22 protein-coding genes are annotated in these 15,237 nt (G+C 67.9%); 9 read left to right on the top strand and 13 right to left on the bottom strand.

Features of this window, described 5'->3' with window-relative positions:
• Nucleotide 1 precedes the first annotated feature (1 nt).
• Both A5688_RS00645 and A5688_RS00640 read right to left on the bottom strand, forming a co-directional pair.
• A complete protein-coding gene (locus A5688_RS00645) occupies nucleotides 2-637 on the bottom strand; it encodes a PaaI family thioesterase (RefSeq protein ID WP_067827664.1) in 636 nt (211 codons plus the stop codon).
• A gap of 39 nt (nucleotides 638-676) precedes the next feature.
• Nucleotides 677-1,561, bottom strand: a complete 885-nt coding sequence (locus A5688_RS00640) for an aldo/keto reductase (RefSeq protein ID WP_067914899.1) — start codon at nucleotides 1,559-1,561, stop codon at nucleotides 677-679.
• Between the two features lie 57 nt (nucleotides 1,562-1,618).
• Between A5688_RS00640 and A5688_RS00635 the strand changes: the two genes are divergently transcribed.
• Nucleotides 1,619-2,119: a DUF1990 family protein gene (locus A5688_RS00635; protein ID WP_067827926.1), complete on the top strand. Its 501-nt coding sequence runs from the start codon at nucleotides 1,619-1,621 to the stop codon at nucleotides 2,117-2,119.
• Between the two features lie 9 nt (nucleotides 2,120-2,128).
• Here the strand turns inward: A5688_RS00635 and A5688_RS00630 are convergent, their stop codons facing one another.
• Nucleotides 2,129-2,578, bottom strand: coding sequence for a DoxX family membrane protein (locus A5688_RS00630; RefSeq protein ID WP_067914897.1), 450 nt, complete (start codon nucleotides 2,576-2,578; stop codon nucleotides 2,129-2,131).
• Between the two features lie 91 nt (nucleotides 2,579-2,669).
• Between A5688_RS00630 and A5688_RS00625 the strand changes: the two genes are divergently transcribed.
• Nucleotides 2,670-3,380 (top strand): helix-turn-helix transcriptional regulator, encoded by a 711-nt coding sequence (locus A5688_RS00625; protein WP_067827655.1) that lies wholly within the window; start codon nucleotides 2,670-2,672, stop codon nucleotides 3,378-3,380.
• Nucleotides 3,381-3,386: 6 nt separating this feature from the next.
• Here A5688_RS00625 and A5688_RS00620 read toward each other — a convergent pair whose 3' ends face one another.
• The 5 genes from A5688_RS00620 to fdxA form a co-directional block, all read right to left on the bottom strand.
• Nucleotides 3,387-4,328: an NAD(P)H-dependent flavin oxidoreductase gene (locus tag A5688_RS00620; RefSeq protein ID WP_067914895.1), complete on the bottom strand. Its 942-nt coding sequence runs from the start codon at nucleotides 4,326-4,328 to the stop codon at nucleotides 3,387-3,389.
• Nucleotides 4,329-4,334: 6 nt separating this feature from the next.
• Nucleotides 4,335-4,679, bottom strand: a complete 345-nt coding sequence (locus tag A5688_RS00615) for a cupin domain-containing protein (protein ID WP_067827649.1) — start codon at nucleotides 4,677-4,679, stop codon at nucleotides 4,335-4,337.
• Between the two features lie 49 nt (nucleotides 4,680-4,728).
• Nucleotides 4,729-5,154 (bottom strand): hypothetical protein, encoded by a 426-nt coding sequence (locus A5688_RS00610; RefSeq protein ID WP_067827646.1) that lies wholly within the window; start codon nucleotides 5,152-5,154, stop codon nucleotides 4,729-4,731.
• Nucleotides 5,151-5,771 (bottom strand): helix-turn-helix transcriptional regulator, encoded by a 621-nt coding sequence (locus A5688_RS00605; protein WP_242660419.1) that lies wholly within the window; start codon nucleotides 5,769-5,771, stop codon nucleotides 5,151-5,153. Before A5688_RS00605 ends, A5688_RS00610 begins: the two co-directional genes overlap by 4 nt.
• 105 nt (nucleotides 5,772-5,876) lie before the next feature.
• On the bottom strand, nucleotides 5,877-6,233 hold the full coding sequence (gene fdxA, locus A5688_RS00600) for a ferredoxin (RefSeq protein WP_067827641.1): 357 nt from the start codon (nucleotides 6,231-6,233) through the stop codon (nucleotides 5,877-5,879).
• A gap of 56 nt (nucleotides 6,234-6,289) precedes the next feature.
• On the opposite strand from fdxA, the gene A5688_RS00595 reads away from it, so the two are divergent.
• The 5 genes from A5688_RS00595 to A5688_RS00575 all read left to right on the top strand — a co-directional run bounded on the left by A5688_RS00595 (nucleotide 6,290) and on the right by A5688_RS00575 (nucleotide 9,003).
• Nucleotides 6,290-6,601 (top strand): DUF2249 domain-containing protein, encoded by a 312-nt coding sequence (locus A5688_RS00595; protein WP_067827638.1) that lies wholly within the window; start codon nucleotides 6,290-6,292, stop codon nucleotides 6,599-6,601.
• Complete coding sequence (locus A5688_RS00590) at nucleotides 6,601-7,440, top strand: methyltransferase domain-containing protein (RefSeq protein ID WP_067914890.1); 840 nt, start codon at nucleotides 6,601-6,603, stop codon at nucleotides 7,438-7,440. Before A5688_RS00595 ends, A5688_RS00590 begins: the two co-directional genes overlap by 1 nt.
• A gap of 165 nt (nucleotides 7,441-7,605) precedes the next feature.
• Nucleotides 7,606-7,815 carry a hypothetical protein gene (locus tag A5688_RS00585; RefSeq protein ID WP_179970132.1) on the top strand — a complete coding sequence of 70 codons (210 nt, stop codon included), beginning with the start codon at nucleotides 7,606-7,608 and terminating at the stop codon, nucleotides 7,813-7,815.
• Nucleotides 7,816-7,994: 179 nt separating this feature from the next.
• Nucleotides 7,995-8,258 carry a hypothetical protein gene (locus tag A5688_RS00580; RefSeq protein WP_067827630.1) on the top strand — a complete coding sequence of 88 codons (264 nt, stop codon included), beginning with the start codon at nucleotides 7,995-7,997 and terminating at the stop codon, nucleotides 8,256-8,258.
• 97 nt (nucleotides 8,259-8,355) lie between these two features.
• The gene (locus A5688_RS00575; RefSeq protein ID WP_067827627.1) at nucleotides 8,356-9,003 is read left to right on the top strand and encodes a TetR/AcrR family transcriptional regulator; all 648 of its coding nucleotides are present in this window, start codon (nucleotides 8,356-8,358) and stop codon (nucleotides 9,001-9,003) included.
• Here the strand turns inward: A5688_RS00575 and A5688_RS00570 are convergent.
• The 5 genes from A5688_RS00570 to A5688_RS00550 are packed head-to-tail and all read right to left on the bottom strand — an operon-like array spanning nucleotide 8,994 to nucleotide 13,062.
• A complete protein-coding gene (locus tag A5688_RS00570; RefSeq protein ID WP_067914888.1) occupies nucleotides 8,994-10,220 on the bottom strand; it encodes a lyase family protein in 1,227 nt (408 codons plus the stop codon). The genes A5688_RS00575 and A5688_RS00570 overlap by 10 nt on opposite strands.
• Entirely contained in the window at nucleotides 10,217-10,783 is a 567-nt protein-coding gene (gene pcaG, locus A5688_RS00565; RefSeq protein WP_067914886.1) for a protocatechuate 3,4-dioxygenase subunit alpha, read from the bottom strand. The genes A5688_RS00570 and pcaG overlap by 4 nt, the downstream gene beginning before the upstream one ends.
• Nucleotides 10,776-11,546: a protocatechuate 3,4-dioxygenase subunit beta gene (pcaH, locus tag A5688_RS00560; RefSeq protein ID WP_067914885.1), complete on the bottom strand. Its 771-nt coding sequence runs from the start codon at nucleotides 11,544-11,546 to the stop codon at nucleotides 10,776-10,778. Before pcaH ends, pcaG begins: the two co-directional genes overlap by 8 nt.
• Nucleotides 11,547-11,605: 59 nt before the next feature.
• Complete coding sequence (locus A5688_RS00555; RefSeq protein WP_067827614.1) at nucleotides 11,606-12,091, bottom strand: hemerythrin domain-containing protein; 486 nt, start codon at nucleotides 12,089-12,091, stop codon at nucleotides 11,606-11,608.
• Entirely contained in the window at nucleotides 12,088-13,062 is a 975-nt protein-coding gene (locus A5688_RS00550) for a Rieske 2Fe-2S domain-containing protein (RefSeq protein ID WP_067914883.1), read from the bottom strand. The genes A5688_RS00555 and A5688_RS00550 overlap by 4 nt, the downstream gene beginning before the upstream one ends.
• Before the next feature lie 283 nt (nucleotides 13,063-13,345).
• On the opposite strand from A5688_RS00550, the gene A5688_RS00545 reads away from it, so the two are divergent.
• Together A5688_RS00545 and A5688_RS00540 are read left to right on the top strand one after the other, a co-directional pair.
• Entirely contained in the window at nucleotides 13,346-14,692 is a 1,347-nt protein-coding gene (locus A5688_RS00545) for an aromatic ring-hydroxylating dioxygenase subunit alpha (RefSeq protein WP_067914881.1), read from the top strand.
• Nucleotides 14,689-15,228 carry a 3-phenylpropionate/cinnamic acid dioxygenase subunit beta gene (locus tag A5688_RS00540; RefSeq protein WP_067914879.1) on the top strand — a complete coding sequence of 180 codons (540 nt, stop codon included), beginning with the start codon at nucleotides 14,689-14,691 and terminating at the stop codon, nucleotides 15,226-15,228. Before A5688_RS00545 ends, A5688_RS00540 begins: the two co-directional genes overlap by 4 nt.
• The last annotated feature ends 9 nt before the right edge of the window (nucleotides 15,229-15,237 follow it).

Here is a 15,237-nt window from a genome sequence, read left to right as displayed (position 1 = left end):
TTCAGGGCTGGCCCGGTTTGAGCCGCACGAACAGCGCGTCGGCTTCGGTCAGCAGCTGCTCGCCGTCGGTCAACCGGCCGGACACGAAGATCTTGCGCCCGTCCACCCGATCGATGCCGGCGTCGAACTGCAGTTCCTTTTCCACCGGGACGATGTGGCGGTAGTCGATCTTGAGGTAGGCGGTGCGCTGTCGCGGGTTGCCGGTGAGCACCGAGGCCGACAACCCGAGGATCGAATCGAACAGCATCCCCAGCGCGCCGCCGTGCACGGCGCCGTTGCGGCCCAGGTGGAACCGGGCGAAGCGGGCCTGGCCGTGGATGCGGCCGTCAGTGCCTTTTAGCGGCCCGTTCCGGACCTTCATCGGGATCGTCAGGATGTTGCCGCGCATCGGCAGGTCCATCCGCCGGCCCGACGGGGACGCCCATTCGTCGGCGTCGAACGGCGCCAGCAGCGCCGACGCCTTCTCCAGGAGGTCAGCGGCCTCGGTGATGACCTCGTCGGGAGCGTCGGCGGCCCGGGCGTGGTCCTGCAACGCGCGGACGGCGTCGATGAACCGGCCGTAGTCGGGCCCGCCCTTGGTCGTCGGTTCCGGCGGATTGAATCCCCCGCCGGGGTGTCGCTGATGTTCGGCCACCACAACACCGTATTGCCCGGCCGACGGGCTTTCGCGCGGTGGTTAGGCCGGCTGCTGCGCCCCGGCGGCCGACAACGTTTCGAACTCGTCGTCGGACAGCTCGATCTGGGCGGCGGCGACGTTTTCCTCCAGGTGCGCAACCTTGGACGTGCCGGGGATCGGCACCATCACCGGCGAGCGTTTCAGCAACCACGCCAGCGCCAACTGTGACGGCGACGCGTCGTGGTCGGCGGCGATGCGCTGCAGCGGGCCGTCGGCGGCGGCCAGCGGCCCGGCGGCCAGCGGGAACCACGGGATGAACGCGATGCCCTGCCTGGTCGCGGTGTCCAGGAGCGGCTCGGCGCCGCGGGCGGTCAGGTTGTACATGTTCTGCACCGACACGATCTCGGTGATCCGCAGGGCCGCGTTGAGTTGGTCGGCATCGATCTCGGACAGGCCGATGTGGCGGATCTTGCCCTCGTTCTTCAGGGTCAGCAGCTCACCCACCTGGTCTTCGAGCGGGAAGTTCGCGTCGATGCGGTGCAGCTGGAACAGGTCGATGGTGTCCACGCCCAGCCGGCGCAGGCTCATCTCGCATTCCTGACGCAGATAACTGGGATTGCCCAACGGGATCCAGATGTCCGGGCCGGTGCGCAGCAGCCCCGCCTTGGTCGCGATCACCAGACCGTCGTAGGGGTGCAGCGCCTCGCGAATGATCTCCTCGGAGACGTATGGACCGTAGGAGTCGGCGGTGTCGATGAAGTTCACCCCGAGTTCGACGGCCCGCCGCAGCACCCGGACGCATTCGTCGCGGTCGTCGGGCGGGCCCCACACGCCCTTTGCCGTCAGGCGCATCGCGCCGAAGCCGAGCCGGTTGACGGTCATGTCGCCGCCGAAGGTGAATGTTCCGGATGCCCCTGCAACAGTTTTCGAGTTTTCTACGGTCACTTCTACGACCGTACGCGCCGAATGCGGCCGCGCATCTCGGCGTGGCAAGCTGAGCACGTGGACCTGCGAGCGCTCGAGGAACTTCCCCTGACCTACTCCGAAGTGGGGGCGACGGCGTCCGGCGAGCTGCCCGCCGGATACGACCATCAACACGCCGAGCGCCAAATCGGCACGGGCCGGCAACGTTTCGAGCAGGCCGCCGCCGCCGTCATGCGCTGGGGCATGCAGCGCGGATCCGGGTTGCGCGTACGGGCCAGCTCCGAGATCGCCGTCGTCGACGCGGTGGTGGTGGTGAAGATGGGCTTTCTGCCCGCGCCCTGCCGCGTCGTCTACGTCGTCGACGAGCCCGACATCCGGGGCTTCGGCTACGGCACCCTGCCCGGCCATCCGGAGTCCGGCGAGGAACGCTTCGTGGTTCGCCACGACCCGGTCACCGCGGCGGTGTACGCGGAGGTGTCGGCCTTCTCCCGGCCCGCCACCTGGTGGAGCAAGGCCGGCGGGCCGGTGGTGAAGCTGGGCCAGCGCGTCATCGCCAAGCGCTACCTGCGCGCGGTGTGACGGCGGGCGCTACCGCGCGCCGCCCCCGATGCTGCCGCTGTGCACGCCCTGCGCCAGCCGGGCCAGTGCGACGGCGCCGACGAGCAGACCGAAGTCGCGCAGCGCGACGTCGTAGAAGCCGGGGCCGCTGACCAGGTCGATGATGATGCCGGCGAGCCACGCCGCGACCACCCAGGCGCCCCAGCGCGGGGCCACCGCAACCAGGACCCCGGCCACGATCTCGATGACCCCCACCAGGTACATGCACTGATCGGCCGTCCCGGGCACCAGGTCGTTGATCCAGCCGGCCAGATACATGCTCCAGTGATGCGGGTGGGTCAGCAGGTTGAAGAACTTGTCCAGCCCGAAAACTATGGGCGCGACGGTGAACACGGTTCGCAGCGCGACGTATGCCGAGAAGGCCGGATCCCTCAGCTGGTCGGTCAGGGCGGGGGTGGGGCTGACTTGCTCGGTGCTCATGGGAGCCTCCATTTCTAACGGATAATAATTTGAACGTTAGATCCAGTACACTGTAGCGTCAAGCATTTTGTCTGTTAGAAATGGCGGTCGAATGGACGACGCGGACGCCCTGGAGCGCGACGCCGCAGCGATCGGCGCGCTCACCGATCCGGTGCGCCGACAGCTCTACGAGTTCGTGTGCGCCCAACCGGGACTGGTGAGCCGCGACCAGGCGGCTGACGCCGTCGGAATCGCCCACCACCAGGCCAAGTTTCACCTGGACCGGCTCACCGCCGAGGGCCTGCTGGAAGCCGATTACGCGCGCCTGTCCGGACGCTCGGGCCCCGGCGCCGGACGTACCTCCAAGCTGTATCGCAGGACGCGCCGCGACATCGCGGTCAGCCTGCCGCAGCGGGAGTACGAGCTGGCCGGGCGCTTGATGGCGACGGCCATCACCCGCTCGGCCGATACCGGCGAGCCCGTCGCCGAGGTCCTCAACGGTGTCGCCCGCGAGTACGGCCGAACCATGGGCGCCACTGCGTTTTCGGGGCCTGCGCCCCCGCAGGACGCCGCCGCCGCGCTGAAGCGGGCGGTCCGGGTGCTGAGCCGGTACGGCTACGAGCCGCGGTTCGGCGACGGTGAGGTCGAGCTCGCCAATTGCCCGTTCCATGCCCTGGCACAGGAGCAGACGGAACTGGCCTGCACCATGAACCACGCGCTGATCACCGGCGTGGCCGAGGCGCTCGGACCGCACCGGCCCGACGCGCGCCTCTGCCCCGACCGGGACCGGTGCTGCGTCGTGCTCACGCCCGGCCCCGAATAGTTCCCGCTACGAGCCCCACCCGGACAGCAATCCTTCAGCGCCCGTACACATCTCGTCGATGACGTCGGCCACCGAGGCGTCGCCGCGGATCATCCCGACGCCCTGACCGGCATCCACCGGCGCGATCCGGCAGTCCCCCGCGGCGATCGCGGCGGCCAGCTCATCGCAGGCCCCCGCGTCCATCGCTTCCTCGTGGCCCGTCCAGTGCTCGACGAAATCGTTGGCCAACACCCGCGACGGGAACCGCGCCGGCCAGGGCAGGCCCTTGGCGACGTCGAAAACCCGGGTGACCGCGGTGTCGGTTTCGGTGGCCGTGACCAGGGCCCGGCGCCCGGCGTCGCCGGTCAGCGCCTCCGGGCATGCCGACAACCGGGTGCCCACCCACGCCCCGCTGGCACCGGCGGCCAGCACCGCGGCCAGGCTGCGCGCCGAGGCGACGCCGCCACCGGCCAGCACCGGGACGGTGACGGCATCCAGAACGGCGTCCAGCAGCGGCAGCAGCCCCAGCTTGTCCTCGCCGTGCCCGCCGCCCTCGGATCCGCGCGCGACCAGGATGTCGACGCCCGCGTCGACGGCCCGCCGGGCCCCGACGCCGTCGTAAACCTGTGTCACGGTGGGGATTCCGGCGTCATGCGCCTTGGCGACCCATGACCATTCCGTTCCGAAGCTGACCGACAACAGGGCCGGGCGGGCGGCCAGCGCATCCTCGAGCAGCCCGTCCTCGTTGCGCATCACCCAGTCGACCATGCCGATGCCGAACCGCCCGTCGACGTGCCGAAGCTGCTCGGCGAGCAACTCCCTGGACGCGACGCTGCCCATGCCGACCATGCCGAGGCCACCGGCCGCGGTGACCGCGGCGGCCAGGCGGCCGCCGGCCACCCCGCCCATCGGGGCATTGACGATGGGGACCCGCAGACCGAAACTCGTTGACCAGGGCGTCGACAGCATCGTCCGTTAGTGCGCCGACGGAATGGTCTTCAGCACGGTCAGCAGCACCACCGAATCCTCGACCGCGTGCAGGGCGTGCCGTTCGGCGGGAATCGCAACGTATTCACCGGCCTTGCCGTCCCAGGCGTCGCCGTTGGTCGTCAGCCGCACGTGACCCTGCAGCACCTGCAGCGTCGCCTCACCGGGGCTGTCGTGTTCGGACAGGTCGTGCCCGGCGAGCAGGGCCAGCAGTGTCTGGCGGAGCTCGTGGGTGTGACCGCCGTGAATCGTGTGGGCGGCCCGTCCGCTGTGCGATTGCTTGGCCTCGGCGAGCTTTTCGGACGAGAGCTCGGTCAGCGAGATGGAATCCATAATGGTCCTTCGAAGTTGCAAGGCCCTCATGAGGCCTTGAGGGTTGCTGTTAGCCGCTCAGTAGCAGTATCCCCGCCGCGATGAGGCCGATGACTTTGACCGCCTCCAGGGCGACGTACCCGTAGTGGGCGCGGGAACGCGGCCCGTCCGATCCGGCGAGCACCTTGTCCGCCCGACGGGTCAGCGCGGGGCGCACCGCGACCAGCTGGATGGCCAGTGCGGCCACGGCGACGGCGATCGCCACCCTGACGCCCGCCGGGGTCGGACCGGCCACCACGATGGCCCCGATGACGAGGGCGAAAGCCACCTCGACGGTGTTGAGCGCGCGAAACACCAACCGCCCGATGCCGAGCCCGATCTGCAGCGTCACATTGGGCGCCCGGAATTTCAGCGGGGCCTCCAGGAACGAGATGGCGAGCACCATGCCGAGCCAGATGAAGGTCAGCGCAACGGCAGTCGCCGTGCCGGTGCTCATTTGGCCGCCAGTGTCAGGTGAGCCAGACACAGATCCGGCTCGACGAACGGGTCGAGCCGGTCCACCGAGACGGGCGCTCCCCAGGTCTCCATGGCTCCTTGCATCAGGCCCAGATGCACCGGGCAGACGACGCTCGAGGAGTTCTCGGCCAATTCGAGAAAGGGGCAGTGCCGCAACCCCACCTGCTGCTGTCCGTCGTTGATCCGGCGCTCGGGGGCGAAGCCGAGTTCGTCGAGCACCTCGATCAAGCGGGCGATCGCCTCTTCGGCGCCGTCGGCGTCATCGGGCACCGCGTGCAGTTCGGCATCCATCTTGTGCCCCCAGGCGCGACCCGCCGCCAGGGCCTTGGGCGCGGGGTCGCGCTCGTCGGCGAAGGCCATGGACAGGATCTCGGCCAGCAGCCGATAGTGCCGCGTCCCGCCGCGATCCATCTGCCGGACCGCGCGAAACATCAGCGGTGGGCGTCCCGGACCCTTCCGATCCAGCTCGACGTGCTCCACCTGCCCGTCAGCGACCAGGCTGTCGAGGTGGAAGCGGACCGTGTTGGGGTGCACACCCAGCACGCCGGCGATGCCGGCGATGCTCATCGGATCCGGCGAGGCCCGCAACAGCCGCATCACGGCGCGTCGCCGGCCCGCCGATTCCCCGGTTGACGAGTCCTGCGCCTTCTGGGAATTGTCGGATTTCTCGGATTTCAAAGGGCCCCTCCCGCTCCTAGTCCTTCACGCCCCGTCCGAGTGGGTGGCACTGGGCTGGCCCGCCACCAGAGGTGTGTCGACCCCGAGCGGACCGAGCTTGCCCGCCCCACCCGGGGACCCCAGGGGGGCGTCGCGACCCGGCAGCGTTTCAGCGAAGAACGCCTCATTGTCGGCCAGGTAGGGTTTGAGATCCTCAGGCAGGTCATCTTCGTAGTAAATCGCCTCCACCGGACAGACCGGTTCACACGCGCCGCAGTCGACGCATTCATCGGGATGAATGTAGAGGGCCCGGCCGCCTTCGTAAATGCAATCCACCGGGCATTCGTCGACGCATGCGCGGTCCATCACATCGATGCATGGCTTCCCGATCACGTAGGTCATGGGCTAGAGTTTACACAACTGTACTTGTGAAAACTAGAGTAAAGGTCGGAGAACCCATGGCCGCCAACGAACTTGATGTACGCCAACTGCGCAAGCCGGAAAAGCACCCGACCATCTTCGCCACCTATGCCGCGCTGCAAGTCGGCGACTCGTTCGTTCTGGTCAACAACCACGACCCCAAGCACCTGCACGACGAATTCGAGGCCGACCATCCCGGCGGTTACGACTGGGAGTACCTCGACAAAGGCCCCACCGTCTGGCGGATCCGGATCGGTAAACTCATCGAGACCCCACCCCCCGTGCGCCACCCCGGACATCTCGAGCTGGCCCTGGAGCCGGTGGAAAGCGCTGCGCGGCAGGAGATCTGATGCCAGGACAACGAGCAGGTTCCGAACTGCCGCTACCGTCCTCGAGCCGCGCCGACGACGCGGTCGCCGGGCATTGGCTGCTGGCGCGGCTCGGTAAGCGCGTGCTGCGCCCCGGCGGTGTCGAGCTGACCCGCACCCTGCTGTCCAGCGCGGAACTGACCGGCGCCGACGTCGTCGAACTGGCACCCGGCCTGGGCCGGACCGCCACCGAGATCGTGGCCCGGGCGCCGCGGTCGTACGTCGGCGCCGAGGGTGACCCGGACGCGGCCAACGTCGTGCGCGGCGTGCTCAGCGATCTCGGTGCGCAAAACGCGGCCGTGCGGGTCGCGGACGCGGCCGACACCGGATTGCCGGACGCCAGCAGCGATGTGGTCATCGGCGAGGCGATGCTGAGCATGCAGGGCGAGGCGGCCAAGGCGGCCATCGTCGCCGAGGCGGCCCGGGTGTTGCGGCCGGGCGGGCGCTACGCGATCCACGAACTCGCCCTTACCCCGGACGACGTGCCGGAGGAGATCAGCACCGAAATCCGGCAGGCGCTCGCCCGGGCGATCAAGGTCAACGCCCGTCCCTTGACGGTCGCGGAGTGGTCGAGACTGCTCGCCGAGCACGGGTTGGTGGTCGATCATGTGGCGACAGCGCCCATGGCGCTGCTGCAGCCGCGCCGGCTGGTCTCCGACGAAGGGCTGTTCGGTGCGCTGCGATTCGCCAGGAACGTGCTCGTGCACCGCGAGGCGCGCAAGCGGGTCCTGACGATGCGCCGCACGTTCCACAAACACCGCAAGCGGTTGGCCGCCGTCGCCATCGTCGCGCATAAACCGGCGGGGCCGGGCACCGCCTGACAACCGCTGCAACGCTTCAACCTTCGCCTTTGCACCCCGGCTCACTTTGGGCCCGTTCCGCAATCTCTGCGTGACGGTTTAGTTACGCCCCCTGACAAAACTTGGCTGCGGCAGTTGCGGGGAGAACAAAGGAGCTTGCCGGTTATGGGTGCTACCCCACCGTTGTTGACGGAGTCCGACCTCGACGCGTTGGCGTCGGATTTCCTGCAGTCGCACTACTTCGGGTCCATTTATGCCGATTGGTCACCGGATCGACGGCTCGACATGTTCCTGCGGCGGCGGGGTCTCGCCCGGGTGGCCAACGACGGCGACCTGTCCCACAACGTTTTGGAACGCATCATGGCCCGCGGCCGCGCCACGCTGGCGCGGCGTTGACGGGCCAATTGACTTATGTAGGACCAGGTAGGCGATCCGATGACCAAAGACTTGAAAAAAACGGGATTTCGCACGGCGAAAATGCCGACCACCGCATTGGTACAGACGTACTATTGTGCCCTAGAGCTGAACACGCGGTCGGGGTCGGTTGAGTGGTCGAGGCCAGCGGGGAGGGGACGATGAATTCACCGAAATGGATGGTTCATTGGCCGCAGCGCAGGCCGACGGCCACGATCTACCAGCTGACCGACCGCCTCCACAAAGGACACATCGCTCGGGTACCCGCGCACGAGATCACGGCGACGGTGGCGGCGTGGCTGGCCGACCTGGGTGCCGACAGCCCGCTGGTCGACGAACTCGAGCGCGCCGTGTGTGGCGGGGACTGGGCGGCCGCGCACGCGCTGAGCGAGTGCCTGGCGATCGAAATCGCGGTGGCCGACTGAAACGTCGTTCAGCAAAGCGACGCTTTTAATCGACATTATTGCTGGTTTTCATCGACAGTTTCGTTGACGTATATCGACGTGCCCAACAGTAACGGGCGTGTCCGACGTCCCGACACAAACAAAGTATCCGCAGGCCTCGAGGGGCCGCCGCGCGTCGCATCACTCCGGTGACGACCGCGAACAAGCGATACTTGCCACCGCCGAGCGGCTGCTGGAGGAACGACCGCTGGCCGACTTTTCCGTCGACGATCTAGCAAAAGGCGCCGGAATTTCGCGGCCCACGTTCTACTTCTATTTCCGGTCGAAGAACGCGGTGCTGCTGTCGCTGCTCGACCAGATGAACGCCAAGGCGCAGGCGGCGCTGCGGGCGCTCGACGTCGTGTCTTCGGGCGACCCCGAGGCGATCTGGCGGGCACGCATCGAAGCGTTCTTCGAGGTGTCCGGATCGCACCGGGCCGTCGCGGTCGCGGGCGCCGCGGCCAAGGCGACCAACCCCGAGGTGCGGCAGCTGTGGTCCGCACTCATGAGCAAGTGGATCTCCTACACCACCATCGCGATCAAGTCCGAGCGCGGACGCGGCGCGGCCCCCGACACCATCCCGGCCGCGGAGCTGGCCGTGGCGCTCAACATGTTGAGCGAGCGGATGATGGCCGCGGCCTTCACCGCCGAGGATCAGGCGATCCCCGAAGACCGGGTGATCGACACGCTGCTGCACATCTGGCTGGCCAGCATTTATCAGCGCTGAGCGAGCACCGTTGCCGCACGGCTCAGGCAGTCGTCGATCAACCGGCCGGCGGCGCCGAAGTAGGTGGCGGACGGCTCCTTGCCCGCCAGCTCGGCGATCGCCCGCTGTTCGCCCGCAATGTCTGCGGCGTTGACGTTTTCGGCCATCCGCTGCGTATGTACGGTCAATCCGGCCAGCAGCTCCCCACTCTGGGATCCCGCGACGACGCTGCGCCGGCCCAGCGTGCGCAGGGTGTCCCATTCGGCATGCCACGCCCCGTCGGGCCGCTCGTCGTTGGCCAGCGCCGCGGCGGTGTGCAGCGTCGCAGCCAATGGCGGGGCCGCGATGGCGGCACGGCGGATCAGGATGGACAGCACCGGGTTTCGCTTGTGGGGCATCGACGACGAGCCACCGCGGTTTCCGGTTGCCGGCTCGCTGAGTTCGGCGATCTCCGGTCGGACCAGGGTGACGATGTCCGAGGCGATGCGGCCCCAGGCGTCGGTGCAGCCGACGAAGGCGTCGGCGGCCGCGGTGACCGGTGCGCGGGTGGTGTGCCACGGCGACCGCGCGGCCAATCCCAATGCGGTTGCGGTGCTTCGCACTAGCTGCAGTGAGACGCCGGCCGGGTCGGTCGCGCCGGTGAGCAATGCCGCCAGCTCCGTCGTCGCGGCCAACGTGCCTGCCGCGCCGCCGAGTTGGATCGGTGTGGTCAGCGCGGCCACCCGCTCGAACGCGTCGATGACTCCGCTCAGCCAGCCGGCGGCCTTGCCGCCAAACGTGGTGGGCGCGGCGTGCTGGGTGAGGGTGCGGGCCACCATCGGCGTGTCCCGGTGCCGGGCTACGAGTTCGGACAGTGTGGAAATCTGCTGTGTCAGTTGGGCTGTCAGCTCATCGGCGACCGCCCGCACGGCCAGCATCAGGCTGGTGTCCAGGACGTCCTGACTGGTGAGCCCGCGGTGAATCCAGGGCGCGACGGCCGGTTCGGCCCGCTGCCGCAGCAGGGCCACCAGTACAATGACCGGGTTGCCGCCGTCCTCGGCGGAGACCGCGAGCGACTCACAGTCGCCGGGCGTGGCCAGGTTCCCGATGTCCGCTTCGGCGCAGGCGGCCGGCGCCAGACCGGCGGTCGCCAGGGCGCTCAGCCACACCGCTTCCACCGCCACCATCGATGCGAGCAGCGCCCGGTCCGTCATGTGCTCCCCGGCGCGATGGTCTCCGGGCCACAACAGGTTGGTCATCGCGCGTCGTCCCGATACGCCAGGAACACGGTCTCGGCCGGGCCCTGCAGGTGGATATCGAAACGGTAAGCGGCGCCGTTATTTTCGGCGGTGCACAGCAATGCGGGCCGACGCTCGGCGGCGACCGCCGCCAGCAGCGGATCGGCGTTCGGGTCGGCGCCGGGCAGGTAGGCGCGGGTGAAGAGCCGGTCCAGCAGTCCCCGGGCGAACACCGTGAGCGCGAAGAAGGGCGGCCGCCCGGCGATCGCCGAACCGGGCGTCAGGGTGGTGAACGCGTAGTGTCCGGCGTCGTCGGTCGCGCAACGCCCCCACCCGGTGAATGAGGTATCCCGATGGCGCCGGAGCGAACCGGCTTGTCGCGGAACGCGTCCCGCGCCGTCGGGTTGCCAGAGTTCCACCAGTGCGTCCGGGACGGCCGCGCCGGCACCGTCGTACACCGTGCCGTGCAGCCGGATGGCCTGCGGATGGCCGTCGTCGACCATGAGGTTGTCACCGGGATACGGCAATCCCAGATCGAGGAACGGCCCGACGGTTTGCCCTGGCGTGCAAGCTGATTCAGTCATGCTCGCCTTCTGTCGGGGTGCCTGCGCCACCGGCAAGCACAATGTCCCACCGGTAAGCGGTCGCGTACTCCGGCACGTTGAGGTCGTGGTCGTATCGAGAGATCAGCCGTTGGCGCGCGGCGGGATCGAGGATCGACTGGAAGATCGGATCCAGCGCGAACATCGGGTCACCCGGGAAGTACATCTGGGTGACCAGGCGCTGGATGAAAGCGGTTCCGAAGACGGAGAAGTGGATGTGCGCCGGGCGCCACGCGTTGTGGTGGTTGCGCCACGGGTAGGGCCCGGGCTTGATGGTCAGGAACCGGTAGGTGCCATCCGGACCGGTCAGGCAGCGGCCCGCACCGGTGAAGTTCGGGTCGAGCGGCGCCGGATGCTGGTCGCGCCGGTGGCGGTAGCGACCGGCGGCGTTGGCCTGCCAGATCTCCACCAGCTGGCCCACCACCGGCCGGCCGGATTCGTCCAGGACGCGTCCGGTCACGACGACCCGCTCGCCGATCGGCTCGCCCGCATGACCGGCCGTCAGGTCGGCGTCGAGGGGGTCGACGTCCTGGTGGCCGAAGCACGGCGCCCAGCGTTCGACGCCCTCGGGATCGACGACGACCAAGGGTTGCTTGGGATGGCGCAGGATCGTGCTGCGGTACGGCGGGTAGTCGAGCAGCGGCCGGTCGCCATGCCCGACTCCCCCGCCGCCCTGGTATTGCGCTGCGATGCGGGCGATCTCCGCCGTGATGTCACCCTGGGAAGCGACACGCTCGGCGTCCATGTGCCGTGAGGCTACTCTCGCCGGCCCACCGAATCCCGCAAGCGGGCGGTGTCGCCGGCTCAGAGAGAGCGCACCAGCGCCGCCCGCCCCTTGGTGCGCATCTTGTACGTTGCCGAGCCGCGGTATTGCTCCATCTTCGCGGCCATCTTGTTGCCCAGCTCCTCGAGCTCGGCATCGGTGATCTTCACTTCCGGCGGAGCCGGGATCATGTCGCGTTCCTCTTCGTCGGCGTGGGCCTCCAGCACCGTCTTGAAGGAGTTCCACTCGTCCTCGTAGCCGGGCGCGCTCTGCGGGGTCCTCAACAACACCGAAAGCTGGTCGACCACCTGGCGGTGCTCGGCGTGGGCGACCGCGATCAACTTGCTGGCATCCTTGAGCGCCGGGTAGTACAGGTCGTCCTCGATGCGGAAGTGGATGTCCAGCTCGATCAGCAGGTCGTCGAAAAGCTCATGGCGCTCTTCGGAATTCACCGGGGCGTCGCTGATCTTGCGGCCGAGGCCCTTGATCACGATGTGGTGTTCTTTCAGGACGTCGTAGGCGTTCAATTGGCTGCTCCTCCTTTTGCGATTCCTACCGCGCCGCCGGGAGCGGGCTGCTGCTCGCCGCGGACTTCGACCACTCCGTCGTTCAATCGGGCCTCGTAGCACGGCAGCGGCGCCGCCGCCGGACCGCGCACGACTTCTCCGGACTCGGCCGCGAACCACGAACCGTGCCAGGGGCACACCAGCCGGCCCCGGTCCATCCAGCCGTCGGACATCGGCGCGGCCAGGTGCGGGCAGAATTCCCCGTACGCCGCCACCTCACCGGGCTTGGTCTGGCAGACCACCAAACCCACTCCGTCGACCTCGACCCGTACCGGCTTGCCGTTCAACGAACTCGCGGGCAGCACCGGCGTCCAGGTGGCGGTGCGCAACCGCGGACCCGACTGATCGATGCCGATCCCGGACTCGAAGACCAGCGCCCCACCGAGATAGCTTCCAGCCACGGTGATGCCGTAGCCGAGGGCGGTGAGCAGGATGCCGCGTCCGTGCCGCCCCTTGCGCCGGTCCCACCAGGACTGCATGTACAGCGCGGTCGCGGCCATGTTCACCAGCCCGTGCACCGCACCGATCCGGCGGTCCTCCTCGTGAGTGTGCTGCCAGTCGGTGACACCGGTGACGGCCGAGCCGAGGCTCGCCAGGATGCCCACCCCGAGTGCGCGCGACGCGAACCGCGACGCGTCGACGACCTCGGACGCCGGCTGTCCGGGCAGGATGCTGAGCGCGTCCAGCGCCACGGTCGTCCCGAGGGCGCCACTGGTGAGTGAGGCCAGCGGCGGGTGCACCGGGTGACCGAGCCAGACCCCGTTGAGCGCGTTGGCGACGGTGTTGCGGGCGCCGCCGAGCCCGTTGAAGGCGAAACTGAGCAGGTGTTCGAACCGATAGCTCGGTCGATCAATCCATTCCTGGCGCCCGATAGTGGCTAAGACCTTCGACCCGACCTGCTGCAATCGACCCCCTCGTGGTCGACCCACCATGGCACCAGTTCCTTCCTCAGATCAGCGGAAAACAACGGTTAATTACCGCAAAACCGAACGGTTACCCCTTGTTTACGCCGCGCTCACAAGCGCGGAGCGGTTGTCGTGACCCACCGTAGCCGCGGGCTTCCACCTTTTACCTGCGTGCAACCTGTGAATTAGCACCAAGCATTCTTGGGGAAACCTGACGGCGCCGCTGGCAGGTGATTGACCCGCGACGAAGACTGCGGGATTCTACTGAGCGGAGAGTTTTTCTGTAGAACAGAGATATCGCAGAGGGGCCATGGCACACCATCGCGGCGAACTTGTCGAGGTCTTCGAGAACGTGCGACGGGGGATGATCCCCGCGCACATCTACAACGACCGCGAACTGTTCGCGCTGGAGAAGCAGCGGCTGTTCAGCCGGGCATGGACGTTCGTGGGCCACGAGTCCGAGATCGGCCAGGACGGCGACTACGTGGTGCGCCGCGTGCTCGACGACTCGTTCATCATCACCCGCGACGCGCATGGCACCGTGCGCGCGCTGTTCAATATGTGCCTGCATCGCGGAATGCAGGTCTGTCGCGCGGAGATGGGAAACGCCTCCAACTTCCGCTGCCCCTACCACGGCTGGACCTACCGCAACGACGGCCGGCTCACCGGGCTGCCGTTCCACCGGGAGGCATACGGCGGCGACGAGGGGTTCGCCAAGGACCAAACCCTGTTGCCCGCACCGAATTTCGCGAGCTACAACGGCCTGCTGTTCATCAGCCTGGATCCGAAAGCCGAACCGCTGGAGGAGTTCCTCGGCGACTTCAAGTTCTACCTCGACTACTACACCAAGCAGAGCGCCGGCGGCGTCGAAGTGCGGGGGCCGCAGCGCTGGCGGATCAAGGCGAACTGGAAGATCGGTGCGGAGAACTTCGCCGGCGACATGTACCACACCCCGCACACCCATGCGTCGATCGTCGACATCGGGCTCTTCCGCGAGCCGAAAGCCCAGAAGCGCAAGGACGGTGCCACCTACTGGGCGCACCGCGGCGGTGGGACCACCTACAAACTTCCGCCGGGCAGCTTCGAGGAGCGGATGCGCTACGTGGGCTACCCCGACGAGATGATCGGCCGGATCAAAGGCGTGTGGACACCGCAACAGCAACGAGTGGTCGGCGAGGACGGATTCATGATCTCGGCCGCGACGTGCTTTCCGAACCTGAGCTTCGTGCACAACTGGCCCAAGGTGCACGACCGCGAGGACCAGGTGCTGCCATTCATCTCCATCCGGCTGTGGCAGCCGATCAGCGAGAACGAGACCGAGGTGTGCTCGTGGTTCGCGGTGGACTCCGCCGCTCCCGCGCAGTACAAGCAAGATTCGTACCGGGCCTACCTGATGTGCTTCGGGTCGACCGGCATGTTCGAACAAGACGACGTGGAGAACTGGGTGTCGCTGACCACCACCGCGGGCGGTTCCATGGCGCGACGGCTGCTGCTGAACAGCAGGATGGGGCTGCTCGCCGACGACCGTCCCGTCATCGAGGCGTTGTCGCCCAACGCCTTCCACGGCCCCGGGCGCGCGCAGGTCGGCTACAACGAGCACAACCAGCGTGCGCTGCTGAACATGTGGGCCGACTATCTGCAGCGGGTGCCCGCATGAGAAAGCCGTTGCCGTTTAACGACATTCGCCACTTCGAGGCGCATCAGTTCCTGGTAGACGAGGCGTACCTGCTCGACGCCCAGGAGTATGAGGCGTGGTTGGACACGCTGACCGACGACGTCCGCTACGCCATGCCGGTGCGCGTCACGACCGCGCGCGGCGCCGGGTTCGGCGCGTCGGCGGAAAGGGGGCCCGGCATGCACCATTTCGACGAGGACAAATACTCGCTGAACCAGCGGGTCGCGCGGATGAGCACCGAGCACGCGTGGGCCGAGGATCCGCCGTCGCGGCTGCGCCACTTCGTCACCAACGTGCGCAGCTTTGAGCCCCACGACCCAGAAGACACAACCCACCTACTGGTCGAATCGGCCGAACTGCTGTTCCGCAGCCGGGGCGACGTCAACGACAGCGCCCTGATGTCGTGCGGGCGCGAGGACGTGTTGCGCCGGTGCGGTGATCGCTGGAAGCTGGCCCGCCGCACGATCATCGCCGACGAATCGGTGCTGAGGATGCAGAACCTCGCGGTGTTTCTATGAACGGTGCCG

This window comes from Mycobacterium mantenii, from assembly GCF_001667865.1.
Taxonomy (GTDB): Bacteria; Actinomycetota; Actinomycetes; order Mycobacteriales; family Mycobacteriaceae; genus Mycobacterium; species Mycobacterium mantenii_A.
The sequence above is the reverse complement of the archived record's forward strand: the minus strand, read 5'-3'. Positions and strand labels throughout refer to the sequence as shown.